Origin of the sequence: Plantactinospora sp. B6F1 (genome assembly GCF_040120695.1) — a bacterium.
Lineage (GTDB): Bacteria > Actinomycetota > Actinomycetes > Mycobacteriales > Micromonosporaceae > Plantactinospora.
This window is the reverse complement of the sequence record NZ_JBEEAC010000003.1, coordinates 282,962-308,868: the sequence shown is the minus strand read 5'-3', so window position 1 is coordinate 308,868 and position 25,907 is coordinate 282,962. Positions and strand designations below refer to the sequence as shown.

19 protein-coding genes are annotated in these 25,907 nt (G+C 72.9%); 7 read left to right on the top strand and 12 right to left on the bottom strand.

Annotation, left to right across the window (positions count from 1 at the left end; translation table 11 throughout):
* The first annotated feature begins 1 nt into the window (after position 1).
* The 3 genes from ABNF97_RS07020 (at position 2) to ABNF97_RS07010 (ending at position 4,822) form a co-directional block, all read left to right on the top strand.
* Complete coding sequence (locus ABNF97_RS07020) at positions 2–925, top strand: M56 family metallopeptidase (RefSeq protein ID WP_349338011.1); 924 nt, start codon at positions 2–4, stop codon at positions 923–925.
* Between the two features lie 160 nt (positions 926–1,085).
* Positions 1,086–2,876 (top strand): thiol reductant ABC exporter subunit CydD, encoded by a 1,791-nt coding sequence (gene cydD / locus ABNF97_RS07015; RefSeq protein WP_349338010.1) that lies wholly within the window; start codon positions 1,086–1,088, stop codon positions 2,874–2,876.
* Positions 2,828–4,822 (top strand): amino acid ABC transporter ATP-binding/permease protein, encoded by a 1,995-nt coding sequence (locus tag ABNF97_RS07010; RefSeq protein WP_502930463.1) that lies wholly within the window; start codon positions 2,828–2,830, stop codon positions 4,820–4,822. The genes cydD and ABNF97_RS07010 overlap by 49 nt, the downstream gene beginning before the upstream one ends.
* Before the next feature lie 81 nt (positions 4,823–4,903).
* On the opposite strand, the gene ABNF97_RS07005 is transcribed toward ABNF97_RS07010, so the two are convergent.
* Positions 4,904–5,245 (bottom strand): helix-turn-helix transcriptional regulator, encoded by a 342-nt coding sequence (locus ABNF97_RS07005; protein WP_130465001.1) that lies wholly within the window; start codon positions 5,243–5,245, stop codon positions 4,904–4,906.
* A gap of 152 nt (positions 5,246–5,397) precedes the next feature.
* Here ABNF97_RS07005 and ABNF97_RS07000 point away from each other — a divergent pair, with 152 nt between their 5' ends.
* The 3 genes from ABNF97_RS07000 (at position 5,398) to ABNF97_RS06990 (ending at position 10,316) form a co-directional block, all read left to right on the top strand.
* A complete protein-coding gene (locus ABNF97_RS07000) occupies positions 5,398–6,375 on the top strand; it encodes a SatS C-terminal domain-containing protein (RefSeq protein ID WP_349338009.1) in 978 nt (325 codons plus the stop codon).
* A 38-nt stretch (positions 6,376–6,413) separates the two neighbouring features.
* Positions 6,414–8,738, top strand: coding sequence for a serine/threonine-protein kinase (locus ABNF97_RS06995; RefSeq protein WP_349338008.1), 2,325 nt, complete (start codon positions 6,414–6,416; stop codon positions 8,736–8,738).
* A 363-nt stretch (positions 8,739–9,101) separates the two neighbouring features.
* Positions 9,102–10,316: an ABC transporter substrate-binding protein gene (locus ABNF97_RS06990; protein WP_130465004.1), complete on the top strand. Its 1,215-nt coding sequence runs from the start codon at positions 9,102–9,104 to the stop codon at positions 10,314–10,316.
* Positions 10,317–10,692: 376 nt separating this feature from the next.
* Here ABNF97_RS06990 and ABNF97_RS06985 read toward each other — a convergent pair whose 3' ends face one another.
* The 5 genes from ABNF97_RS06985 to ABNF97_RS06965 all read right to left on the bottom strand — a co-directional run bounded on the left by ABNF97_RS06985 (position 10,693) and on the right by ABNF97_RS06965 (position 17,337).
* On the bottom strand, positions 10,693–11,280 hold the full coding sequence (locus tag ABNF97_RS06985) for a GTP-binding protein (protein ID WP_101369592.1): 588 nt from the start codon (positions 11,278–11,280) through the stop codon (positions 10,693–10,695).
* A 1-nt stretch (position 11,281) separates the two neighbouring features.
* Positions 11,282–11,659, bottom strand: coding sequence for a DUF742 domain-containing protein (locus ABNF97_RS06980; RefSeq protein ID WP_101371820.1), 378 nt, complete (start codon positions 11,657–11,659; stop codon positions 11,282–11,284).
* Between the two features lie 107 nt (positions 11,660–11,766).
* Positions 11,767–12,171 (bottom strand): roadblock/LC7 domain-containing protein, encoded by a 405-nt coding sequence (locus tag ABNF97_RS06975; RefSeq protein ID WP_130465005.1) that lies wholly within the window; start codon positions 12,169–12,171, stop codon positions 11,767–11,769.
* The gene (locus tag ABNF97_RS06970) at positions 12,168–15,677 is read right to left on the bottom strand and encodes a sensor histidine kinase (RefSeq protein ID WP_349338007.1); all 3,510 of its coding nucleotides are present in this window, start codon (positions 15,675–15,677) and stop codon (positions 12,168–12,170) included. Before ABNF97_RS06970 ends, ABNF97_RS06975 begins: the two co-directional genes overlap by 4 nt.
* A gap of 580 nt (positions 15,678–16,257) precedes the next feature.
* Complete coding sequence (locus ABNF97_RS06965) at positions 16,258–17,337, bottom strand: adenosine deaminase (RefSeq protein ID WP_349338006.1); 1,080 nt, start codon at positions 17,335–17,337, stop codon at positions 16,258–16,260.
* Between the two features lie 139 nt (positions 17,338–17,476).
* Between ABNF97_RS06965 and ABNF97_RS06960 the strand changes: the two genes are divergently transcribed.
* A complete protein-coding gene (locus ABNF97_RS06960) occupies positions 17,477–18,337 on the top strand; it encodes a putative RNA methyltransferase (RefSeq protein ID WP_349338005.1) in 861 nt (286 codons plus the stop codon).
* Between the two features lie 11 nt (positions 18,338–18,348).
* Here the strand turns inward: ABNF97_RS06960 and ABNF97_RS06955 are convergent, their stop codons facing one another.
* From ABNF97_RS06955 to ABNF97_RS06930, 6 genes are all read right to left on the bottom strand, one after another.
* On the bottom strand, positions 18,349–19,029 hold the full coding sequence (locus ABNF97_RS06955) for a DUF4272 domain-containing protein (protein ID WP_130465009.1): 681 nt from the start codon (positions 19,027–19,029) through the stop codon (positions 18,349–18,351).
* Positions 19,030–19,287: 258 nt separating this feature from the next.
* Positions 19,288–20,568: a thymidine phosphorylase gene (locus ABNF97_RS06950; RefSeq protein WP_130466318.1), complete on the bottom strand. Its 1,281-nt coding sequence runs from the start codon at positions 20,566–20,568 to the stop codon at positions 19,288–19,290.
* A gap of 83 nt (positions 20,569–20,651) precedes the next feature.
* Positions 20,652–21,356 carry a cytidine deaminase gene (locus tag ABNF97_RS06945; RefSeq protein WP_130466319.1) on the bottom strand — a complete coding sequence of 235 codons (705 nt, stop codon included), beginning with the start codon at positions 21,354–21,356 and terminating at the stop codon, positions 20,652–20,654.
* A gap of 30 nt (positions 21,357–21,386) precedes the next feature.
* Positions 21,387–22,664 (bottom strand): ABC transporter permease subunit, encoded by a 1,278-nt coding sequence (locus ABNF97_RS06940; RefSeq protein ID WP_130465010.1) that lies wholly within the window; start codon positions 22,662–22,664, stop codon positions 21,387–21,389.
* Between the two features lie 115 nt (positions 22,665–22,779).
* Positions 22,780–24,087 carry an ABC transporter permease gene (locus tag ABNF97_RS06935; RefSeq protein ID WP_349338004.1) on the bottom strand — a complete coding sequence of 436 codons (1,308 nt, stop codon included), beginning with the start codon at positions 24,085–24,087 and terminating at the stop codon, positions 22,780–22,782.
* Positions 24,084–25,874 (bottom strand): ABC transporter ATP-binding protein, encoded by a 1,791-nt coding sequence (locus tag ABNF97_RS06930; RefSeq protein ID WP_349338003.1) that lies wholly within the window; start codon positions 25,872–25,874, stop codon positions 24,084–24,086. The genes ABNF97_RS06935 and ABNF97_RS06930 overlap by 4 nt, the downstream gene beginning before the upstream one ends.
* Between the last annotated feature and the right edge of the window lie 33 nt (positions 25,875–25,907).

The window sequence follows — 25,907 nt, the reverse complement described above, 5'->3', positions numbered from 1 at the left end:
GATGCGCTACGCCGCGTGCTTCGCGCTCGCCGTGCTGGCCTGTTATCTCGCCGCGCAGGTGCTGGCCCGTTCCGGCCGGCTGGGCGCGGGGTGGGCCTGGCACAGTCCCCGAGTCGCGATCGTCTGCTGGCAGTTCGTCGGGCTGGCTCTCGGGCTCTCCGCGATCGGCCTGCCGATCTCGCTCGGGCTCGCCCCGTACGGTCAGGGCACCGGGTCCGCGCTGCGGTCCCTCGCCGGTGACCTGCTCGGCGGCGGTGACCTGCCGCCCGGCCTGGGCGTGACCCATCTCGGGCTGGTCGGTGTCGGCGTGGGCGTCACGGTGGTGCTGCTCGGCTCGACGGTACGCAGCCTGCTCGGCGCGCTGCGCGCCCAGCGCCGGCACCGGGACGTGCTGGCCCTGGTGGCCCGGGACGACCCGGCGGCACCCGGCGCGCTGGTACTCGACCACCCCAGCGCGGCCGCCTACTGCCTGCCCGGGGTACGCCCGCAGGTGGTGGTCAGCGCCGGCACCCTGAGCCTGCTCGACCGGGCGCAGCTCGCCGCCGTGCTCAGCCACGAGCGGGCACATGCCGACGAGCGGCACGACCTGGTGCTGCTCCCCTTCACCGCGCTCTGCCGGGCCCTCCCCGGCGTCCGCTGGGTGCGCGCGGCGCACGACGCCGTCGCCCTGCTGGTCGAGATGCGGGCCGACGACAAGGCCCGACGCCTGCACGCCGACGGCCCCCTGGCGACCGCGCTGCTGCGGTTCGCCAGCGCCGGCGCCCGGGTCACCCCGGTCGGTGCACTCGGGGTCGCCGACGGTGATCTCGACGCCCGGTTGCAGCGGCTGCTGGCGACCCGCCGGCCGGGGCGGCTGCCGGGCGCGACCGCGCTGGTCCTGGCGACGGCCCTGGTCGCCCTGCCGGTGTCGCTGTTCCTGCACTGAGCCACCGGGCAACTACTACATCTCGTAGTAAACTGGCCCTGTCACGGAAGCTGCCCGAAAAGATGCGTGGGATATGGGTCATGGACGGTCGCCGGTCACGCCGGCCGGGCGAGGCGGACGCCCGCCCGGACCGGCGCTCCGGCGAGCTGCTGGGACGCCCGTGAGCCGCCGCCCGTTCGACCCTCGCCTGCTGCGCCGGGTACCCGGCACGCGGCGCCAGCTCGGACTGCTCGGCATGCTCGGCGTCACCGCCGCCGTACTGGTGATCGCCCAGGCCACCACGCTCGCCACCGTGCTCGCCGAGGCGGCCGGCGGACACCTCGACCGGGCCGCGCTGGCCGGCTTCCTGGGCAGTGTGGCCGGCCGGGCAGCCCTGCTCTGGGCACAGGGCACGGTGGCGGCCCGGGCCGCCGCGACGGCCAAGGCCACGCTCCGGGCCGACCTGCTCGACGCCGTCGGCCGGCGCGGACCGGGCTGGCTGTCCGGGCAGCGTACGGGGCAACTCGCCACCCTGGCCGGGCGCGGGCTCGACGCCCTCGACGCGTACTTCACCGGCTATCTGCCGCAGCTGGTGCTCAGCGTCACCGTGCCGCTGGCCGTACTGGTCCGGTTGTTCTTCGCCGACTGGAGCTCCGCCCTGGTCATCGCGGTGACCCTGCCGCTGGTCCCGATCTTCGGAGCCCTGCTCGGCTGGCAGGCCCAGGCCGCCACCGAACGCCAGTGGCGCCGGTTGGCGCTGCTCGGCGGCCACTTCCTGGACATGCTGCGCGGGCTGCCCACCCTGCACCTGTTCGGCCGGGCCTCCGCCCAGGTGACCGTGGTACGCCGGATGGCGGACCGGCACCGCCAGGCGACCATGAAGACGCTGCGGATCGCGTTCCTCTCCGCGCTGGTACTCGAACTGGTCGCCACTCTCTCCGTCGCACTGGTCGCGGTGCCGGTCGGACTCCGGCTGCTGGGCGGCGGCCTGGCCCTGGAGACGGCGCTGCTGGTGCTGCTGCTCACCCCCGAGGCGTTCCTGCCGCTGCGCGCCGCCGGCAGCCAGTTCCACGCCAGTCAGGAGGGTCTGACCGCGCTGGACGAGGCGCTGACCCTGCTCGAACCCGAGCCACCCGCCCCTACCGCCGCACCGCCGACCGCCTCCACCGCCGCACCTCCGACCGCCTCCACCGCCGCACGGCCGACCGCCCGCACCGCCGTTGCGCTGGTCGACCGGGAGTGCGACCTCCAGCCCTGGTCGGGGCGGCACGACGAGATCAGATTCGAGTCCGTGACGGTCGAGTACCCGCGCACCACCGCACTGCGGGACGTCACCCTCACCATCCGACCCGGTGAGCGGATCGCCGTCGTCGGGCCCAGCGGCGCCGGCAAGAGCACCCTGCTGCACCTGCTGCTCGGCTTCGTCACCCCCAGCAGCGGGCGGATCACCGTGGACGGTACGGACCTCGCGGCGCTGGACCTGGCCCGGTGGCGGCGGCAACTGGCCTGGGTACCGCAGCGGGCCCACCTGTTCGGCACCTCCGTCGCCGACAACATCCGGCTCGGCGCACCGAACGCGCCCCTGGCGGCGGTCCGGGAAGCGGTCCGGGCCGCCGACCTGACCGAGGTGGTCGCCGACCTCCCGGACGGCCTCGACACCCGGCTCGGCGAGCGCGGCCACGGGCTCTCCAGCGGGCAGCGGCAGCGGATCGCGCTGGCCCGGGCCTTCCTCCGGGGCGCCCCGATCGTGCTGCTCGACGAGCCCACCGCCCGGCTCGACGCCGGCTCCGAGGCGGCCGTACTCGCGGCCACCCGGCGACTGGTCGCCGGACGTACGGCGCTGCTGGTGGCGCACCGCCCGACGCTGCTGGCCGAGGCGGACCGGGTACTCCGGGTCGAAGACGGCCGGGTGACCGAGCAACAATCCGCAGCGGTGGAGATCACGACACCACCCCGGGAGGTGGTGGGGTGAGGCTGCGACCCGAACGTACCGTCTGGCGGCTGGCCCGCCCGTACCTCGGTCGGCTGCTCGGCGCCGGCCTGCTCGCCGCCGGCACCGAACTCGCCGGGCTAGCCCTGCTGGCGACCGCGACCTGGCTGCTGGTCAGCGCCGCCGGCCGACCGCCGCTCGACACCCTCACCGTGGCGATCGTCGTGGTCCGGGCCCTGGCGATCAGCCGGGGCGTGCTGCGCTACACCGAGCGGCTGGCCGGGCATGACGCCGCGCTGCGGGTCGTCACCGAGGTCCGGGCCCGGGTCTTCGCCGCGCTGGCTGCCCGGCGCACCACCGCAGCCCGGCGCTCCGGAGACCTGCTCAGCCGGCTCGTCTCGGACGTCGAGGCGGTACAGGACCTGCTGCTGCGGGTGCTGGTCCCCGGGGCGGCCGCCACGCTCGTCGGCCTGCTCGCGGTGGCCGGCGCGTCCGCCGTCACCCCGCTCGCCGGACTGGCCCTGGCCGGCGGCCTGCTGCTGGCCGGAGTCGCGCTACCGGTGCTGGCGGCGCTGCTCACCCGGCGTACCGCCGACCGGGTGGCGCCGTTGCGCGGCGCGCTCGCCGCGGACGCGGTCGACCTGACCACCGGCGCCGCCGACCTGGCCGCGTTCGGCGCGACCGAGTCGGCCCTGGCCGGGGCGGACGCCCGGGCCCGGGAACTCGCGGCCCTGGAGCGCCGGACCGCGGCCCTGGGCTGGGCCGTGGACGGCCTCGGGGTACTGGTGGCCGGTGCGACCAGCGCCGCCGTGCTGACCGTGGCGCTGCGGACGGGCGTGTCCGGCATACTCGTCGGGGTCCTCGCGGTCGGCACGCTCGCCGCCGTCGAGGCGGCGCTGGCGCTGGTCGGCGCGGCCCGGCACTGGACCCGGCTGCGCACCGGCCTGACCCGGGTGGCCGACCTGTTGGCGTCCGACCTGTCGGGGTCCAATCCGTCGGCGTCCACCCCGTCGGCTGCCGACCCGTCGGCCTCCGATTCGTCGGCGGCCGACCCGTCGGCCTCCGATTCGTCGGCGGCCGACCCGTCGGCCTCCGATTCGTCGGCGGCCGATTCGTCGGCGGCCGACTTCTTGGCGGCCGACCCGGGGACGCCGACCGACGGGCCGGCGTCCACGCCGGGGGCCGAGCCGGGGGACGGCTCGCCGGCGGGTGGAATCGCGCCACGGTGGCACTGCCGGATCGAGGAGGTGAGCCTCCGGTACCGCCGGTCGGGCCCGCCCGCGCTCGACGGGGTGAGCCTGGACCTGCCTGCGGGACGCCGAATCGCCGTCGTCGGTCCGAGCGGTGCCGGCAAGAGCAGCCTGCTCGCCGTACTGACCGGGATGGTCCGGCCGGACCGGGGCCGGGTCGTGTACGACAACGTCGACCTGTCCGACCTGCCCGTCGACCAACTGCCCCGGATCGTCGGCGGGCTGCTCGCCGAGGCACACGTCTTCCACGCCACGGCCCGGGAGAACCTCCTGCTCGGCCGCGCCGGAGCGAACGACGACGATCTGGCCGGCGCGGCCGGGGCGGCCGGCCTGCTCGACTGGGTACGCCAGCAGCCGGCCGGCTGGGACACGATGGCGGGCGAGGAGGGCGGTCAGCTCTCCGGCGGGCAACGCCAGCGGCTGCTGCTGGCCCGGGTCCTGCTCGCGGAACCGGCCGGCATCCTGGTGCTGGACGAGCCGACCGAAGGGCTGGATCCCGGCGCTGCCGACGCGGTACTCGCCTCGGCGACCGCACACGCCGGGCCGGACCGCACGGTCGTACTCGTCACGCACCGACTAGCCGGTTTGGACCGGTACGACGAGGTGGTCGTACTCGACCAGGGGCGAATCGCCGACCGGGGCAGCCACGCCGAACTGGTCGGCCGACCGGGCTGGTACCGCGACCAGTGGCTGCGCCAGACCGGCGCCGAACGCGATTATCTGGCGATCACCGGCTGAGCCCTCGCGATCACCGGCTGGGCCCCGCGATCACGGGCTGGGCCGGCACCGGCTGGCGACCGGCCGTCCGTCCTCGCTGGCTCAGGCCGGGGCGCCGGGGGCGTCCGCCCCGCCGAGGAACTGCCCCACCGTCGAGCTGAACTCCTGCCAGCTGGTCCGCTCGCCCGCCAGGGCGCGCCGCCCGGCGCCGGTCAGTTCGTAGGTCCGGCGTTCCCGGCCGTTGACGGTGCTCCAGGCGCTGCTGACGTATCCGGCCCGCTCCAGCCGGCGCAGCGCCGGGTAAATCGTCCCGGTAGGCAGATCGAGCACACCGCCGCTGCGGGCCCGGAGCGCCTCGATGATGGCGTACCCGTGCAGTGCGCCCTGCTCAAGCACCGCGAGCAGCAGCGCATCGAGATGGCCGTGCAGCGCCTGGGCGTTCATAGGTAGCAAGACTACTAATATGTGCGGCAAAGTCCAACGGGGTGCCGGCATCCACGTCCGCCGTCGGCCTACTAGGGTGTGTGCGCAGAGTCACCGATCCGCCGGCACCTCGCCGGGTCGGGTGCCCATATCGAGCGCACACGGAGGTCAGCGTGGCCCGCCAGTCGTCCCACCGGCCCGACACCGACGAGCCCGGCAACGAGCCCGCCGGAAGCGACGGGGCTGCCGACCCCGGGCAGATCGACGCCGGCTCGTCGGAGAGCAGCGATGACACCGCCGATGACCCGGTGACGTCCGGCACTCCGGACCGGTCGCTGTGGGAAGAGGTCCGGATCGACCCGGTCGAGATCGCTCTCCCCTCCGGCTCCGGTTTCACCCTGCGGACGTACCGCCCGGCGAGCGAGCTGACCCCGACCGACATCGAGGACCGCGAGCAGGACGACCTCTTCGCCAACCGGTCCCGGCAGGCCGAGGTCGAGGAGGAGGACGGCGACGAGGCGGTGGTGATCCTCGACGAGGAGATCGCCGACCAGTTCGCCGAGGCCGACAAGGAGGACGCGGAGCGGGACGGGAAGGCCAAGGCCGACGACTCCGAGGCCGACTCCGACTCCGATGCGGCCGCCGAAGAGGCCGAGGAGGATGACGAGGAGGTGCCGGCCTTCCTCACCCACCGGGGCAGGTTGCTCCTGTTCAAGACTCCTGAGGCACTTGTCACATTCGTCAGGTCCGGCGCACCGCACGACCTGGCCGAACTGGACACCTGGGAGCAGCTCGTCGAACGGATCACCCCGGCCGATGTCGCACCGCTCGACGAGGACTCCTACGAGCTCGACCTCGTGGTGGAGAATCTCCGCGGCGGGCACGACGTCTGGGACTCGACGCTGCTCATCAAGGCTGGTGAGGTGGCCCGTGACCTGGCCTACGCACTTCGGCTGCCCGCGGTTCTCGATATGCTCTCTCCCGGCTCCAGCCTGGATGACCTCGACGAGGCGCTCCGGGCTACCGTGGCCGGCGGTCTCGGCGGATTCCGAGGCCGGCGGCGGCTGAAGAAAATCGGGGCACAAACCGCAAGTCTCGGGTGGCGCACGATTATCGGCAAGATCTCTGCCGCCGTGGACTGGCGCGACTGACCCCTCACCAGGGAGCATCAGTCTTTGGCACACCACTTGTGTCTCGGGAGGAGGACGACGCCGTGGCGCTCGTGCGGGTGTACTGCGGTCTGGCCTCTGCGGATGCGACGAGCCGGTCGACTTCGGCCGGTACGACGCTGACCTCCGCGGTGGTCGACGACGCAGGCAGACTGCTCCATGTCTGCGAGATCACCGACGACCCGGCTGGGTACGCCCAGCTCGGCGCGGTGCTCGTGGAGCGTGGCAGCGGACCGAGCGGCGCGGCCGTCGCGGCCGACAGCGACGACCACATGGTGACCTCGCTGCTGAGCGCGGCGGGACGTCCACTGGTCGTCGCCGACGACGACTCCGTCGACGACTTCGCCGAACGGTTCGCCGACGACGAGTCGGTCGAGGAGCGGGAGTCTGCCCCGGCCGAGCGACGCGCCGTCGGGCTCGCCCGGGCGTTACAGGCCGGCGCCCTCTCGGCGGCCAGCCTCCCGCCGCCGCGCGAACTCGTCAGCTTCAAGCCGGTCCTCGCCGCGCACGCCGCGCTCGCCAACGGCCGGCACGCCGCCGCCGTGGCCCTGCGCGAGGTGCTGCGTGAGCTCTACCCGGCAGCGCTGCGGGCGTACCCGGATCCGGCCGAGCCGGTCTCCCTGGCCGTACTGGACGCGTTGCCCGAGCCGGGGATGCTCGGCGGCACCGGCGGACGCGGCAGGGAGACGTCGGTGGCCACCGACGCCATCGCCGCCCACCTCGCCGCGGACGGCGTCGCCGAGGCCGACGTCATCACCGAGGCGGTCACCGCGCTGCGGGTCGCCATCGCGGAAACCCCCCGGCGGGGCACCGCCAACAAGGCTCTCACCTCTGCGGCAGCGGAGACGGTACGACAGGCCGTGGCGGCCGTACGCGCCTGCGACGCCGGCTGTGACGCGCTGATCGCCACCCTGGCGGCCCGGGTTGTCACGACGCCGGCCGCCCCGAGCCGGCGGGCCGGGCGGCGCAGCGCAGCCGAGGCACCGGTGCCGACAGGCGCCGGACTGTCCGGTCCGGCCCGGGAGCCGGTGCCCAGTTCGGGCCGGCGCAGCCGGCACCAGCCGACGGCGGCCGGCAACTCCCCCGCCAGTCCCCAGCCGCTGGGGCCGCCGCCGGTCGCTCCGGCACCCGTCTCGCCGCCACCGATGGCACCGCCACCGGTCACCCCCTCCTCCGCACCGCCGCTGTCGCCGGCCGCCACGCTCGCCATGCCGGTCGTCCCGGTCTCCGGGCCGCCCCGCGAATCCCGCTCGGCCACGCCCTCCTCCGCGCCGCCGGCCTACCAGGCCGACACGATGGCGAACCGGCCGGTCTCCGCGCCGCCGCCCCCGCCGCCCGGGATGACGCCGATGCCACCGGCACAGCGCGGGTCGATCCCACCCGCCGAGGCCGGCGAACCGTTCCGGGCCACCCTGACCACCGCCGCCATCAACAGCGCCCGCAACGAGCGGCGGCCGACGCCGATCACCCCCCGGCCGAAGACCAACGGAGACAGCGCCGCACGTGCGGGCAGCATCTCTGCCGCCGGCCTGACCGTCTCGGTGCCGGCGACCCGGCCCGAGCCGCCGGCACCGCCCGGTTCCCGGGCCAACTGGCCGCTGATGAACTCGGGCGAGGAGCAGGACGACCGGGCGAGCGGATCGGGATACCCGGGCTACCCCGACGAGCGGGACGCGCCGGTCAGCCCGGCGCCCGCAGACGGGCGGGTCACCCCACCGTGGCAGGCGGACGACCTGCCCCCGGAGCCGCCCACGCTGCGTCTCGTCGAGCCGCCGCTGGCCGACCAGCCCTCGCACAACAGGCTTTCCGCCGAAAACCCACCGCTGCGGCTGGTGGACCGGGGTGACCCGGCCCAGGCCGGGTCGAGCCTGCCCCGCCGCAGCGCGGAGCCGAGCGCGCCGCCGGTCTCCGACGAGGGTGACGGCGACCTGCTGATCTTCGCGGCGGCCAGGTCCGCCTGGTTCACCGGCCATTCAGAGGAGACGGAGGTGGAGTGGTCGTCGACGGCCGACAGCGGTTGGCAGGCCGCCCAGCAGGCGGCACGCCCCTCGGTCGGCGCCTCCACCAACGCCGGCCTGCCGAAGCGGGTGCCGCAGGCCAATCTGGTGCCCGGGTCGCCGCTGCGCGACGAGCGGCCGCTGCGGATCGTCCGCGACGCGGCCCGGATCGCCGAGCACACCACCGGCTACTTCCGGGGCTGGCGTCGTGGTCAGGAGATCGGCGGCTACGCCGTCGGCGGCCGGCCGGGCCGGGAGGCCGCCGGAGGCTGGGACTTCAGCCGTGACCCGGACGAGCGGGCCGACAACGTCGACTACGAGTACCGCTCCGCCGGCTACCGCTCCTGACCGACCGGATCCCCTGTTCACCTGGAACCCACACCGGCGTCGCCATCGGCAGCCGGTGTGGGTTTTCCGCGTCTGCCGGACTCCGTCTGCCGGGATGCGTCTGCCGGGTCGGACCGCTGCGCCCGGCCGCAGAACAAGCCCGGCCGCAGAACAAGCCCGGCGGCTCGACAAGCCCGGCCGCTCGACAAGCCCGGCCGGACCGTCCGGTCAGGACCCGTGGACTGACTGGCCAATCAGCATCAGACCTATGTCGACCTGGTGTTTCTTACCACATCGTGCGGAGTTGACGGCGCTGCTGAGCGGCCGAGAACATACCCCGGGACCGTAGGCGACACCTACGACCAGCGCAGGGAGGGGGCGACGATGGCCGGACCGGCAGTCGACGCGTGGACGCTGAGCCGGCGCGGCCTCCTGGCGGCAGCCGCCACCACCCTGGTCGCCGCCTGCGGACGCGACGACGAGGAGCGGGGCGGACCCGGTCGGGCCGATTCGCGGGAACTCGTCGTCGGTGTCAGCCTCGAACTCACCGGACCCGGCCAGGCACTCGGAGTGCTCCAGGAACGGGCCCTGAAGATCACCGCTGACAAGTTCAACGAGCAGGGGGTGCCGGTCGGCAACCTGCGGCGCAACGTCCGGCTGGTGATCCGGGACAATGCCGGCGAACCGCGGCTCGCCGCTCAGCACGCGACCGAGCTGACCAACCAGGAGAACGTGCACGCGCTGACCGGTGGCTGCCTCGCCGAGACCTCCCTGGCGATCATCCCGGTCGCGCAGCGGCTACAGGTGCCGTTCATCTCGCTGGCCGCCGCCGACAACATCACGGTGCCGCTGGCTCAGCGGACGTACATTTTCAAACTCACGCCGGACGCCCGTGACGTGGCGCGGACGCTGGCCCCGCTGATTCGCTCACAGGGCATCGAACGGGTCGGACTGCTAGCGGCACCAGGGGCACACGGAGATTCGGGCGTACGGGCCCTCACAGCAGCCCTGAAGTCCGTGGAGGTCGAGCTCGTCAAGGCGGTCCGGCTGCCCGGAGGTGAGAACGCCGACTACCGCCCGGCGGTCCGGAAGGCCACCGACCCCGATCCCGAGGCGGTGGTCGTCTGGGGCACCGCCCCGTTCTCCGGCGCGGCGGCCCGGACACTGCGCCAGACCGGCTACCAGGGACGGATCTTCTTCGACGCCGGCGCGGTCGCCGAGGACACCCTCTCGGAGGAGAACGCGCCTGCGGTCGAGGGGGCGTACGCCGTGCACCCCAGCTCGTTGGGCAGCTCGTCGCTGACCAACACCACCCCGGCCGGGCTGGACCGGCGGGACTTCGTCTACCGCTACATCCACCTGCACGGCTCGTTCAGCGGCTTCGCCCCGTACGGGGCAGACGCCCTGCGACTGATCGTCAACGCCGCCCGGCTGGGCAAGAGCGTCGACCGGGGTCGGCTCCGCGCCTACCTGGGCAACCAGATCACCGAGGGGATCGCCGGGGCGTACTCGTTCGCGCCTATCCGGCACGGCGGAATGGAGGCGGACTCGCTCGGCGTCTTCAGCGTGGTCTCCGGCTCCTGGAGTCGGGTCTCCTGACCCGGAAGGATCCGGTCTCCCGACCCATCCCGCCGCCGGTCGCTCCCGCACGCCGTGCTCGGGCCGTCACCCGGTCCGCCCCGCTCGACCGTCCGTCATCCCGCGGACCGCGGCCGTTCCTCGTCTCGGCCGGGTCGACGACGCGCGCCGGACCCCGGGCGCCGACCTCTGTCCGTCGCCACCGGGTCGCCACCACAGGAGAGGTGCCCGGATCATCGACGCCGGCACGGCGCGAAGCGGCGCGGCACGCCGAGGTTGGCGGTCAGCACGACTTCCCGGGTACGCGGGCAGCCGGACACCCGGCGGGGGCCGGACGACCCCGTGGGGCGTACCGGCGCCTACGACCGGGCCACCTTGCCGGCACGTGGCGCGGCGGTCAGGCCGGTGCTACGGCACGCGAGCGCCGCATGGTGAGCACGTACTCGACCAGGGAGATCAGCACGTGCTTGGTCGACTCCCGGTTCCGGGCGTCACACGCGACGACCGGCACCTCGTTCGAGATCGCCAGCGCGTCCCGCACGTCCTGCGGGTCGTGGTACTGCATCCCGTCGAAGCAGTTGATCGCCACGAGGTACGGCAGCCGCCGGTGCTCGAAGAAGTCGATGGCCGCGAAGCAGTCGGCCAACCGGCGGGTGTCGACCAGGACGACCGCACCGATCGCTCCCCGCACCAGTTCGTCCCACATGAACCAGAACCGCGTCTGGCCCGGCGTGCCGAACAGGTAAAGGATGAGATCTCGGTCTATCGAGATCCGACCGAAATCCATGGCGACCGTGGTGGTCGTCTTGCCCGGCACCTGGCGGGTGTCATCGACACCCACACCAGCCGACGTCATGATCGCCTCGGTGGTCAGCGGCGTGATCTCCGAGACCGAACCGACCAGTGTTGTCTTGCCGACGCCAAAGCCACCGGCGATGACGATCTTCGCCGATGTCACGCGCCCGGCCGTTGGGCGGTGCGACATGTCAGAGCCTGCGAAGTCCACTCAGCACCCTCTCCAGCAGTTCAGTGCCCACCGCGTCGTTTGAGTCGTCCAGGATTGTCGGTTCGTGCACCGCCACCAGGCCATCGGCGGCCATGTCGGCGATCAGGACCCGAGCCACTCCGAGCGGTAACTGCATCCGCGCCGCGATCTCCGCGAGCGACTGCAGCCGACCATCACACAGCGCGGCGATGTATTGATGCTCCCGGCCCTGGCCGCCATTGCCGTTGCCGGCGGACCGACCGCGCACCGTCGTCTCGACGAGCGCCTCCAGCGCGATGTCGAGCCTCGGCCTGGTGCGACCACGAGTGACGGCATATGGCCTCACCAGCGCGCCCGTCGGCTCGTCGCGTTCGGCCATCATCGCCGTTCACCCCCTTCTCGTCGTACCCGAGACTCAAAGCCTGGAGTTCGTCATTGTTCCATTGTCGTCGCACCGGCCAGCGAACCATACCGGCCGGGTACCGCCTAGCTCAGCATCCCCGCGGCGGCCCGGGTCGGCGGCGTCAACGCGTCACCCACCCGGTCGACGAGCAGTGCCATCTCATATCCCACCTGCCCGACGTCACAGCTCCGGGCGGCGAGAACCGCGAAGGACGAGCCGTCCGAGATGGACATCAGGAACAGGAAACCATTGTCCATCTCGACCACTGTCTGCAACACCGCCCCACCCTCGAAGCAGCGAGCCGCCCCTTGTGTGAGGCTGACCAGGCCGGACGCGATCGCGGCGAGCTGATCCGCCCGGTCGCGCGGAAGATCCCGTGACGACGCCAGGAGCAGGCCGTCCGCGGAGACGGCGATCGCGTGGGCGACGCCGGGCACACGATCGGCGAAGTTGGCCAGCAGCCAACCGAGATCCTGCGTAGATGTCATCCTTCATGCTCCTTCTGGCCGCTTGCGGTCGCGGGGCCCACCTCGGCCTGCGAGGACTGCTGCCCTGCCGGAGTTGCCTCCGGGTTGGTCGACTGGCCGTCCGTCGGGTGCGTGCGGCCACGCTGCACCCCACGGTGGTACGCGGACAGCAAGCCGCGCACCGCCTCCGGCGTACGACGCTGCACCGAGGTGGTCGGCTTCTCCACGGCTCCGGGTACCAGCTGGGCCATCGGTACCCGCTTGGGCAGTCCGGTCTGGGTGGTCTGGGTACCGGATGTGGCGGCCGCCGTAGCCGCCATGGCTGCCCGCCAACCGTCGTCGGCAGCCGTTTGCCAGCCGCTGTCACCCGGCCGGCCGGTGCCGTTGGTGGCCGACCCGCTCCCCGGCTGCTGGCCGCCGGGCCTGGGGCTGTTCACCGGCGCCGGGTTGCCGGTCGGTGCCGATCCGGCCTGAGCCGCGCCGGGAACAACGTTGTCCACCGCGACGGCCTGGCCGGTCGGCTGGGAAGCCGTACCGGCTCCCTGTGGCTGCCCACCGGTCTCCTCGGGCTTCCGGCGGGTCCGGAACCAGGCCGACTCCAGCTCGCGGAAGATCGGCAGTTCCATGGTCTCGTCGGCGAACTTCGGCCGGGCCTCCACGTTGGCCGCGGTCTCCGTCGCCGGGGGCCGAGCCATCCGGGGCAGCTCGGCGGTCATGTCCAGGGCCGCGGCCAGGCGCTCCGGTACGGGCGGCGCGGTGGTCTCCCGGTCCGGCGTGTTCACCGGCGGCCAGGCCGGCGGCGCGCTGACCGCCGGAGCTGGTGGCTGCGCGGCGGGTGGCACCGGAGCCGGTGGCTGCGCGGCCGGCGGCGGCACCGGAACCGGTGCGGGCGGCTGCGCGGCCGGCGGCGGAGTCAGACCGAACGGCGGTGCGGAGACCGGCGGTTGCCCTGCCGGCGGGCCCGAGACCGGCGGACCCGGCGGCGCGGAGACCGGCGGCAGCGCGGTCAGCCCGTGCGGCTGCGGCTCCGGCGTGGCCGGACGCTGCCGGGGGATGAACCCGGACATCGTCTCGTTCGCGGAGAGACCGGACGGGTCCTGCTCGGTGGCCCGCCGCTGCGGCAGCGGCTCGATCTCGTGCCCGTTGGGGATCCGTGGCGTGAACGGGTCGCCGCCGTTGCGTCCCACCCGGGCGCCGGTCAGGTCGGACCAGGCCGGCATGTCCCTCGGCTGGCTCGGCGGGCCGGACTGTCCGCCACCGTTCATCGCCGGCTCGTACGGCCGGCCGGTCGGGGCGCCGTCGCGGTTGCGGTCCCCACCGAAGGCCGGGCCACGGTCCCCACCGAAGGCCGGGCCACGGTCCCCACCGAAGGCCGGGCCACGGTCGCCGCCGAAGCTCGGACCACGGTCGCCGCCGCCGAAGGCCGGTGCCGGCGGCGCTGCCGGTCCGCTCTCCAGGGCGAGCGGGGCGCCGAGCGCCGGACGGGCGGTCGGCTCCGGCGCGGCCGGGAAACCACCCGGCTGTTGCGTCCGGCCGGAGAGTGCCCGGGGGATCAGCATCGAGGTGGGCAGCGTGACGTCGGCGACCGTGCCCCGGTCGTGTCCGGGGCGCAGCTCGACCTTTACGCCGTGCCGTGACGCCAGCCGGGCGACCACGACCAGGCCCATCATCCGGGAGACCGTCACGTCGACGGCGGGCGGCGTGGCGAGCCGTTCGTTGAGGTCCTGTAGCTGCTCGGCGCTGATGCCGATGCCCCGGTCCTCCACGAAGAGGGTCGCCCGGTCACCCACCCGGCGGGCCTCCACCATCACGTGGGAGTCCGGCGGGGAGAAGGCCGTGGCGTTGTCGAAGAGCTCGGCGACCAGGTGCACCAGGTCGTTGACGGCGGCGGCCTGGACCTCGATGTCCCGGTCGACCATGCCGAACTCGATCCGGGTGTAGTGCTCGACCTCGGACTGCGCGGCCCGGAGCACGTCGATCAGTGCCGCCGGTTCGCGCTGCACCCGGGTCGAGTCGGCGCCCGCGAGCACCAGCAGGTTCTCGTCGTTACGGCGCATCCGGGTGGCCAGGTGGTCGAGCTGGAAGAGTTCGGCCAGCCGGTCGGGGTCCTCCTCGCCCCGCTCCAGCCGGTCCAGGTGACCGATGAGCCGGTCCACCAGGATCTGCGAGCGGCGGGCGAGGTTGACGAACATCGTCGCGACCGAGGAGCGCAGTGCGGCCTGCTCGGCGGCGGTCCGGACGGCCTCCAGGTGGACGGCGTTGAACGCCTCGGTCACCTGGCCGAACTCGTCCTTGCTCCGCACCGGTAGTGGCTCGGCGATCTGGTTGGCCACCTGTACCGGCGACATCTGCGCGGTCATCTGCGGGTCACGCAGTCGGGACACCGCGTGTGGCAGGCCGTGCTGGGCGATGGAGAGCGCGCCGTGCCGCAGCTCCCGCAGCGAGCGGGCCATCGAGCGGGCGACCAGATAGGCGAAGAGCACCGCGAGCAGCAGCATGCTGAGCAGCAGCCCCGTCTCCAGGAACACCTGCCGCTGCACGTCGTCACGGAGCGCGCTCGCCTCGGCGAGCACGTCGGCGTCGAGCCGACCCTCGACCGCGCGGATCAGCTGGGCGTTGCCGACCATCGCCGAGTCCCAGTCTTCGGCGTCGAACGGGGCGGCGGCCATGCTCCCGTCCGTCCGGCCCCGGATCCAGCCGCCGTAGCTGTCGACCTCGCGCACGTCGGCGCCGGTGACCGTCTCGTCGTAGAAGGCGGACTCGGGACCGGTGGCGATCGTCTTGAAGGTCTGCAGCGCCTGCTGCTGACCGGTCTCGGTGGCGATGTAGTCGGTCTGCAACGCCGAGGTCAGCCGGCCGTCGATCAGGGCGCGGTGCACCACGACCCGCCGCATCGACAGGAACTCCTTGCCGCGCGCGTTGGCGGCGGCGGCCCGCATCCGGTCGCTCAGCGAGGAGTCGCCGGCGAGCTGCGAGGCCAGGTCCCGGATGTTCAGCAGGTCGTTGATCAGACCCTCGTACGACTGCGCCGCGTCGGTCAGCTTGAGCTTCGAGTTGATGACCTGGCTGCGGATGCCCGGCAGGTCACCCAGGCCCTGGTCGATCTGGGTCAGCAGCGCGTCGAAGTTACCCGGCAGCTCGTCGAGCTGCGCCCGGCGCTCCGAGTAGGGCCCCTTGGCCTTGTCGACCTCGGGGTGCACCTTGTTGTAGACGTCGCGGGCGGCCTTCCGGGCGGTGTCGTTGCGGGAGCCGAGCAGCAGTACGGCGGCGGCCCGCTCGTCCTGCAGGTCGTGCACCAGTTCGCCGGAGGCCTGGGAGAGCGTGGCGAGGGTGTGCGCCCGGTTCGCGTCGTCCAGCGTCTCCATGTGGTCGACGATGCTGGTCGTACCGACCACGACGACCGCGATGGTCGGCGCGATCATGATCAGACCCAGCTTCGACCAGATCGGCATGTCGCGCAGCCGGCCGGCGACCGGCCAGCGGAGACGCGACAGGAACGGGCTTGCTGTCTTCGGCCGCTTGCTCACGTCACCGCCTTCCCATCCAGCACCCGGCCAATGGCCCAGGGCACCGCTGATCGACCGACCCGGGCGGGTCGGACCTCCGAGATTCCATCACGCCGCAACTCAAGAAGAAAGCCCAGGTTGTCACCGGCTGGAAGCGCATCGGAATGTCCCCGCGCTTTGACAGCAGTCTGTCCTTCTGGCGTCACCCAGGGTAGTCACGCATCCTGTCTATGCTCTATTGCCATCGACCGTCCGCAACCGGATGGCCGCTGCTCGCCCCGCAGCGGGAAACCGTATCGCAACGTATCGAACGTTACCGGCACGGGAAACCCTACGCCCCGCGTGGGGTGGTCGCGTTCGGCTCCGGTGTCACCGGGAGCCTGGCACTCGCACAGCGCAGAGAACCATTGCCCGACCGGTCCGGTACGGCAAGGTCGAAGTGCCGGATTACGCGCTCCGTGCGGACCGTCGAATGGCCGCCCGGACGGGCCGGCTGACCGGCCCGGCAGTTTTCCCGGCCAAAAGAGATAGCAGACCGGAAATCGTGCGACAACGCCTCGACTCGGCGGCCGACCCGACCCCGGCCGCACCGGCGCCACGGTCAGGACAGCAGTTTGGCGTAGGCTGGCTTGATCACGTCGTTGATGATGGCGAGCCGCTCGTCGAACGGGATGAAGGCGCTCTTCATCGCGTTGATGGTGAACCACTGCAACTCCGGGTAGCCGTAGCCGAACGCCTCGACCAGCAGCGCCATCTCCCGGGACATCGAGGTGCCGCTCATCAGCCGGTTGTCGGTGTTGACCGTGGCCCGGAACCGCAGGTCGCGCAGCAACCCGATCGGATGCTCGGCGATCGACGGCGCGGCACCGGTCTGCACGTTCGACGACGGGCAGAGCTCCAGCGGGATCCGCTTGTCCCGGACGTACGCGGCCAGTCGGCCCAGCACCGGCCGGGTGTCCCCCGGGGTGATGTCGTCGACGATCCGCACCCCGTGCCCCAGCCGGTCGGCGCCGCACCACTGGATCGCCTGCCAGATCGAGGGCAGCCCGAACGCCTCACCCGCGTGGATGGTGAAGTGGAAGTTCTCCCGTTGCAGGTATTCGAAGGCGTCCAGGTGCCGGGTGGGCGGGAAGCCCGCCTCGGCACCGGCGATGTCGAAGCCCACCACCCCGGTGTCCCGGTACCGGACGGCCAGCTCGGCGATCTCCTGCGACCGGGCGGCGTGCCGCATCGCGGTCAGCAGGGTGCCGACTCGGATCGGGTGTCCATTCGCCGCCGCCTCGGCGGCGCCCTCGACGAAGCCGGCCAGCACCGCCTCCACCACGCCGTCGAGGTCGAGCCCCCGCTCCAGGTGCTGCTCCGGGGCGAACCGGACCTCCGCGTAGACCACGCCGTCCGCGGCCAGGTCGAGGGCGCACTCGGCGGCCACCCGGCGCAGCCCCTCGGCCGTCTGCATCACCGCGACGGTGTGGGCGAAGGTCTCCAGGTAGCGCTCCAGCGACCCCGAGTCGGCCGCCTCCACGAACCACCGGCCGAGTTCCTCCGGGTCGGTGGTGGGCAACGGATGGTCCACCGCCTCGGCCAACTCCACCACCGTCGCCGGACGCAGCCCACCGTCCAGGTGGTCGTGCAGCAGCGCCTTGGGAACCCGGACGATGTCTTCGTAGCCGATTGCCGCCATGCCCCGACCCTAGTAGCCCGGGGACGCCGCCCAGCGGCGGCACCACGGACGCCGGACGCCGCCCAGCGTCGGCACCACGGACGGCCCTGGGACCGACCACCGCCGGCACCCCACGGTGGTCCCGCACTATCGTGACGGGGTGCCACCCGAGGTCCTGCGGCGGCTCCGCTGCCCGGTCTGCGCCCGGCCGCTCGCCGCCGTACCGGCCGCCGCCGTGGCCGCGCTGCGCTGCCCGGCGGGACACAGCTTCGACCTGGCCCGCCAGGGGTACGTCAACCTGACCGCCGGCCGGACCACGCACTCCGGGGACAGCCCGGCGATGGTGGCCGCCCGGGAGGAGTTCCTCGGCGCCGGCCACTACGACCTGATCTCGAACGCGCTCGCCGACCTCGCCGGGGCGGTCGCCGGGCCGGCGGCGCGGACGTACCCGGAACTGGTGGTGGATGCCGGCGCCGGCACCGGCCGGCACCTCGGCGCGGTGCTCGACGCGCTGCCCGCCGCCGTGGGGCTGGCCCTGGACGTCTCCAAGCCGGCGCTGCGCCGCGCCGCCCGGGCCCACCCCAGGGCCGGCGCCGCGCTCTGCGACACCTGGCGCGGGCTGCCGCTGGCCGACGCCGCCGCCGGGCTGCTACTGAACGTCTTCGCCCCGCGCAACGGCCCGGAGTTCCGCCGGGTGCTCCGGGCCGACGGCGCGCTGCTGGTGGTCACGCCGACCGCCGAGCACCTCGGCGAGCTGGTCGACCGGCTCGGCCTGCTCCGGGTCGACCCGGCCAAGGAGGCCCGGCTCGCCGGTAGCCTGGCCGAGCACTTCACCCCCGGCATGTCCGCGGTGCACCGGGCCGCGCTCCGGCTCGACCGGGCCGGGATCCGCACCCTGGTCGGGATGGGTCCGAGCGCCTGGCACGCCGATCCCGCCCGGCTCGACCGGCGGCTCGCCGAACTCCCGGAACCGATTACGGTGACCGTCGCCGTCCAGGTCACCGCCCACCGCCCCCGCTGACCACCGCCCGGTCAGGTGGAGAGGTCGACCTCCTCCCAGCCGGCGGGCGGGTCGTGGAACGGCCCCCGGAACACCACCGCCCACTCCAGCGCCCACCGCCGCTGACCGATGGCGTTGCTGTCGATCATCCCGGGCAGTCGCAGCCCCTCCTGCTCGGCCTCCAGATAACCCCAGTCCAGGCAGTAGTAGAAGTCGAGCACGGCGGCCACCTCCGCCGCGTCCCGGGGCGCCGCCAGGGTACGGGAGCGCCACTGGCCGAAGCTCTCCCCCGCCACCAGGTTGGGCAACTGCTCCATCAGCCGCTCGTCGCTGGGTTCCGTCGGGTCGAGGTGCCGGCTCAGCCCGAGTACCCAGGCGAGGGCGAAGATCGCGTCGTGGTGCAGTACGAACGACCGGTGGTCGCCCCGGCTGCCCATCACGAACTGCCACTCCGGCGGTGTCACGTGCTCCACCAGGTGCGAGCCGAGAAGCCAGCTCATCCCCGCCTCCGGCGACATCCCGAAGCAGCGCGCCAGCACCAGGTGCAGTACGGCCGTACGGGCCTCGATCTCGGCGGTGGGCCGCAGCTCGACCGCGTCGCCCAGCTCCCAGACCAGCGGGAACTGTGCCGGCGGCACGGGCAGCCCCAGCCGCTGCACCTCGGCCACGTTGGCGGCCCGGACCGCCTGCGGGTCAGGAGCGGTTACGGTCACAGCCTGGTTTCCTGTCACGTCGGAGTCGCCTCGGGGGTACACGGCACCCACGGCACCGGATCCGGGTGGACCGGTCGTCACGTCGACTCAATACCCCGTGCCACCCCTCGGCGACGGAGGATAGCCGGTCCACAGCGGGTACACCATGGGCGCCTCGCGCGGCGGCCGGACAACCGGAAATCGAGCGGCGCGCCCGGCCCGCCGGCGGCTCGCGGCCCCGACCACCCGGCCCGTGACCAGGGCCGGCAGATCCGGGAATCAGCCGATCCGGTCGATGACGAGGTCCGGCAGGATCGGCGGTTCGGCCGAGACCGACACCGCCCCGGCGGCGACCGCGCGGGCCGCCGGGATCCGCCCCGGATCGTCGGCCCGCAGCTCGTAGAGGGGTTCGCCGGCGCGGACCGGATCTCCCGGCCTGCGGTGCAGCACCACCCCGGCCCCGGCGCTGACCGGGTCCTCCTTGCGGGCACGTCCCGCGCCGAGTCGCCACGCCGCGATGCCGATCCCGTACGCGTCAACGGCGGCGACGTAACCGTCCCGGTCGGCCCGGACTACCTCCACCTCCGGGGCGACCGGCAACGGGGCGTCCGGATCGCCGTCCTGGGCCCGGATCATCGCCCGCCAGGTGTCCATCGCCCGGCCGTCCCGCAGCGCCCGCTCCGGGTCGGCGTCCGGCAGTCCGGCGGCGCCCAGCATCTCCCGGGCCAACCGCACGGTCAGCTCCACCACGTCGGTCGGCCCACCGCCGGCCAGCACCTCGACCGACTCGGCCACCTCGACCGCGTTCCCCACGGCCAGCCCCAACGGCGTCGACATGTCGGTCAGCAGGGCGACCGTCCGGACCCCGTGCGCCCCGCCCAGCTCCACCATGGTCCTGGCCAGTTCCCGGGCCTCCGCCTCCGACTTCATGAACGCGCCCGAGCCGACCTTCACGTCCAGGACGAGCGCGCCGGTACCCTCGGCGATCTTCTTGCTCATGATCGAGCTGGCGATCAGCGGAATCGCCTCCACCGTGCCGGTCACGTCACGCAACGCGTAGAGCTTGCGGTCGGCCGGCGCCAGCCGCTCACCCGCCGCGCAGATCACCGCGCCGACCTCACCCAGTTGGGCGATGAACTCGTCGTTGTCCAGCGCGGCCCGCCAGCCCGGAATCGACTCCAGCTTGTCCAGGGTCCCGCCGGTGTGGCCCAGCCCCCGCCCGGAGAGCTGCGGTACGGCGGCACCGCACGCCGCCACCAGCGGCGTGAGCGGAAGGGTGATCTTGTCGCCGACCCCGCCCGTGGAGTGCTTGTCGACGGTCGGTCGGGGCACCCCGGAGAGGTCCAGCCGGTCCCCGCTGGCGATCATCGCCGCCGTCCAACGGGCGATCTCGCCCGGCGTCATGCCCCGGAGCAGGATCGCCATGGCCAGCGCCGCCATCTGCTCGTCGGCGACCCGCCCCCGGGTGTACGCGTCGACCACCCAGTCGATCTGCTCGTCGGACAGCGCCCCGCCGTCCCTCTTGGCCCGGATCACGTCGACCGCGGCGAACCCACGCACAGTTTCCTCTTCCTCGTCAGGCGCCCAGTTCCTCGTCAGGCACCCCAGCGGGTTTCTTGTCAGGCACGCCAGCGGGTTTCTTGTCAGGCACCCCAGCGGGCAGGGATCTCGGCCGGCGGCTCCCCCTCACCCGCCCAGAACATCGCCCCGTCCGCGCCGACCACCACCACCCGGGGCGTACGGGCCTGTCCCCAGCTCACCGCCTCGGCCGGGTCGTCCCAGGTCGGCGCCTCCTCGAGTACCCCGGTCCGCACCCCCTCGACGTCCCCGGCGGCCCGCTCCCAGTATCCGGTCCAGACCTGCCGCCCGGCCGAGACGTCCGGATGCACGAAGACGGTGCCCCGGCCACGCCACGCGGCCAACTCCTCCGGCACCGTCGGGACCTTGGCCGACGTCGCGATCGCCTCCAGGTCCTCCACCCCGAACGCGTGCGGCAGCAACTCCGCCATCCGCAGCGGCACCGGCTCCGCCTCGATCAGGCAGTCCGGCCCGCCGTTCTCCCAGAGCAGCTGCCGGCACCGCCCGCACGGCATCAACGGCTCACCGGTGGCACCGACGCAGGACAGCGCGACGAGTTTCCCGCCTCCCGAGGCGTGCAGCGCCGACACCACGCCGCACTCGGCGCAGAGCGTCACCCCGTACCCGGCGTTCTCGACGTTGCAGCCGACCACCACCCGGCCGTCGTCGACCAGCGCCGCCGCCCCGACCGGGAAGTTCGAGTACGGCGCGTACGCGTGCCGCATCACGTCGGTCGCGGCGGCCCGCAGCTGCGCCCAGTCAATCTCCATCGTCACGCTCCCATCCTGCCCCGCCGCTGGTCAGCCCTTGATGTAGGGCTTGCCGTCGGCGGCCGGCGCCCGCACCTTGCCGACCAGGCCGGCCACGGCCAGCAGGGTGGCGAGGTACGGCAGCATCGCCAGGAACTCGCTCGGGATGCTGCTGTCGATCGCGCCGAGGTACGTCCCGAGCTGGTCGGCGAAGCCGAAGAAGAGCGCCGCCAGCAGGGCACCGGTCGGGCTCCACCGCCCGAAGATCAGTGCCGCCAGCGCGATGAAGCCCTTGCCACCGATCATGTTCTTGCTGAAGGTGTAGAGCGCCAGCGTGTAGGAGGCGCCACCCAGCCCGGCGACCATGCCGGCCAGCAGCACGTTGCGGTAGCGCAGCGCCAGCACCTTCACCCCGAGGGTGTCGGCGGCGGTCGGGTGCTCACCCACCGAGCGGGTCCGCAGCCCCCACCGGGTACGGAACAGCCCGACGTGGATCACCACCACCAGGATCAATGCCAGGTAGAGGAAGATGTTGCCCCGGAACAGTGCCGGCCCGAGCACCGGAATGTCCGACAGCACCGGGATCGGCCACGCCTCGAACCTCGGCGGCTGGTTGTACTTCTTCGCGTCCGGCTGCATCAACCGTTCGTAGAGGAACCCGGTCAGCCCGACCGCGAGGAGGTTGAGCACGATCCCCATCACCACCTGGTCGACCAGGTAGCGGATGGTGAAGATCGCCAGCAGGAGCGAGATCAGCGCGCCACCGAGCGCCGCCGCGACCAGCCCGATCCAGGCGCTCGCCGCGAGCGTGCCGACCAGGGCCCCGGCGAAGGCGCCCATCAGCAACTGGCCCTCGATCGCCACGTTCACCACGCCGGACCGCTCGCAGAGCACCCCGGCCAGGGCGCCGAAGATCAGCGGCAGGGCAAGGATGAAGGTACCCCGGACGATGTTGACCAGCGGCATGAAGTTCTGCCCGGTCGGCGCCGCCGACACCTGCCAGCAGAGAAAGGAGAGCACCACTCCGACCACCGCCACGCCGAGCAGCGGCACGAACCAGCGCTTCGGCAGCCCGGCCAGCAGCGCCGCGCCGGCCGCCGCCGCGACCAGCCCGAACAGGACCGCCCCGACCGTGCCGTCGATGGACAACGCCGCGCCGGCGGCATCCTCGCTGAGGGTGAACCGCGCCTTCTCACCGGTGGCCAGCGCGCCGAAGAGCACCGCCGCGACCAGCCCGAGCAGTACGGCACCGGCGCCGACCTTGCGGTCCCGGATCCAGAAGCCCGGCCGTACGGTGACGGCCAGCTCCTCGGCAGTCATGGTCGACATCAGCGCCGCCTTCCGTTCGCGACTGCGGGGCTCGCAAGCTCACTCCTCGCGCTCACCTGTGCCGCCTTCCGTTCGCGACTGCGGGGCTCGCAAGCTCACTCCTCGCGCTCACCGACTACCAGCCCTTCGCCATGCTCGTGGACAACCTGGCGGCCCGGGCGGCCCGGAGCCCGAAGATCGCCTTCACCAGTGCGGGCGCGGCGATGAAGATGACGATCAGCGCCTGGAGCACGGTGACCAGCTCCAGCGAGATGCTGGCGTACGACTGCATCCGGTTGCCGCCGGCCTGGAGCGCGCCGAAGAGCAGTGCGGCGAGCGCGACCCCCCACGGCTTCACCCGGCCGAGCAGCGCCACCAGGATGCCGTCGAAGCCGATCTGGGCGACCACCAGCGGGGTGAGCGCGGTGGCGGTGGTGCCGAGGACCATGTTCGCGCCGCCCAGCCCGGACAGCGCCCCGGCGATGACCATGACCAGCACGTACGTCCGGCCGACGCTGATCCCCGCGGTCCGCGCCGCGTCGGGGTTGGCGCCGACCGCCCGCAGTTCGAAGCCGAAGGTGGAGCGGTTGAGCAGCCAGCCGACCGCCCAGGTGGCGGCGATCGCGAGCGCGATGCCGAGGTGCACCCGCAGGTCGCCGCCGAGCAGCCGGGGCAGTTGGGCGGAGCCGTCCACCGGCCGGCTGATCGCGTCCGTCCGGTTCGGCGCGTGCACCCCGTCCTGCACGATGATCCAGGCCAGGAAGGAGAAGGAGACGTAGTTGAGCATGATCGTGGTGATCACCTCGTGCGCACCGGTACGCGCCTTCAGGAAACCGGGGACGAATCCCCAGATCGCCCCGCCCACGGCCCCGGCGAGTACCGCCACGATCAGGTGCACCACCGGGGGCAGCGGCAGCAGGAACCCGGCCAGCGCGGCCAGGATCACCCCGAGGGTGGCCTGTCCCTGGGCGCCGATGTTGAACAGCCCGCCCCGGAAGGCGAGCGAGACCGCCAGCCCGGTGAAGACCAGCGGGGCGGTGTAGGTCAACGTCTCCGAGATCGGCGCGAAGACCGGCTGCCAGCCGCCGGTGCCGTCGGCCCAGGCCCGCACCGCCGCCGGGTCGAAGACCGCGCCCTTGAACAGGTTTGCGTACGCATCGCTGACAACCGCCCAGCTGGAGTTGATCGCGTCGGAGGGCTGGGCGGTGAAGTAGCCCCAGGTGGCCAGCACGTCCGGGTCGGAGATGACGATCAGCACGGCGCCGATCAGCGTGGCCAGCACGATCGCCAGCACGGTGACCGTGGCGGTGTTGGCCGCCCAGAGGTTGTGCACGAACGCCTGGAGCAGCTGCCGTCCACCGCCGTCCCGGTCGGTCGGCCCCTTGCCGGCCCCGCCCGGGGTCTGCTCCGGCGACGGCGACCCGGGCTCGTTCACGTCGGTCATCGGGTTTCCTCGCTACCAGCGACGTCGGGAGCCGGAGTCACCGGCCCGTCGGGGCTTGCGGCCGCCTCGGCACCGCCACCGGTCCCGGCCGCCCCGGCACCGCCACCGGTCCCGGCCGCCCCGGCACCGCCACCGGTCCCGGCCGGGGCGGCATCGGTGATTCCGGCCATCAGCAGGCCGATCTCCTCACGCGGGGTGTCCGGCCCTACCATGCCGATGATCCGGCCCCGGTACATCACCGCGATCCGGTCGGCCAGCCCGATCACCTCGTCCAGCTCGCTGGAGACCAGGAGTACGGCGACGCCGATGTCCCGTTCGTGGATGATCCGGCGGTGGATGAACTCGATCGAGCCGACGTCCACCCCCCGGGTCGGCTGGGCGGCCACGAAGAGCTTGAGCGGCCGGGACATCTCCCGAGCGATGATCACCTTCTGCTGGTTGCCGCCGGAGAGCGTGCCGACGGCCGCCTCCGGCGACGAGGTGCGTACGTCGAACTCGGGGATCCGCTCCCGGGCCGAGGCGGCGATCGCGTCCGGCCGGAGCGCCAGCCCGGAGCCGAACGGCGGCCGGTCGTAGATGTCCAGCACCAGGTTCTCGGCGACGCTGAACTCCTTGACCAGCCCGTCGACGCTGCGGTCCTCGGGTACGTAGCCGACGCCGGCCCGCAGCACCCGCTTGGTCGACCACCCGTCGATGCGCTGGCCGGACAGGCTCACCGTGCCGTGCAGCACCGGGCGCAGCCCCATCAGCGCCTCGATCAGCTCGGTCTGGCCGTTGCCCTGCACACCGGCGATGCCGAGCACCTCACCGGCCCGTACGGTCAGGTCGACGCCGTCGACGGCCCGGACCGACCGCTCGTCGTCGACGACCAGCCCCTCGACCTCCAGCACCGGCTCACCCGGTGCGGCGACGGACTTCTGCACGGTCAGGTTGACCGTACGCCCGACCATCAGCGCGGCCAGTTCGTCCTCGCTGGCGCTCGGGCTGGCGGTGCCGACGGTCCGGCCCCGGCGGATCACGGTGATCCGGTCGGCGATCGCCCTGACCTCTTTGAGCTTGTGCGTGATGAAGACGATCGACTTGCCCGACTCCTTGAGCGACCGCATGATCCCGAGCAGTTCCTCGGTCTCCTGCGGGGTCAGCACGGCGGTCGGCTCGTCCAGGATGAGCAGGTCGACGTCCCGGGTCAGCGCCTTGAGGATCTCGACCCGCTGCTGCACGCCGACCGGCAGGTTCTCGACCACCGCGTCCGGATCGACCCGCAGGTTGTACCGGGTGGAGACCTCGGTCACCTGGCGCCGGGCCCGCCGCCGGTCGAGGAAGCCGACGATGCCGCCGCGGACCTGCTCGGCGCCGAGCATCACGTTCTCGGCCACGGTGAAGACCGGGACCAGCATGAAGTGCTGGTGCACCATGCCGATGCCGGCCGCGATGGCGTCGCCGGGATCCTTGACCCTCAGCGGCCTGCCGTCGACCAGGATCTCGCCCTCGTCGGGCTGGAGCAGGCCGTACAGCACGTTCATCAGGGTGGACTTGCCCGCGCCGTTCTCACCGAGCAGGGCGTGGATCTCTCCGGGCTCCACCGTCAGGTCGATGTGGTCGTTGGCGACCAGTTCACCGAACCGCTTGGTGATGCCGCGCAGTTCGAGTCTCAGCGCAACCTCCTGGCGAGTGCGGGCGATGGTGGTGCAGCCTAGCTGCTGCTCGGCGTGAAAAGCGGTCGCCCCGATCGGCGTGGGGATCTGTCTGCACGCCGATCGGAGCGACCGGATCGTCGGCCTTCGCAAGCCGTACCGGTCGACCGCCCGAGCGGGTCGGGC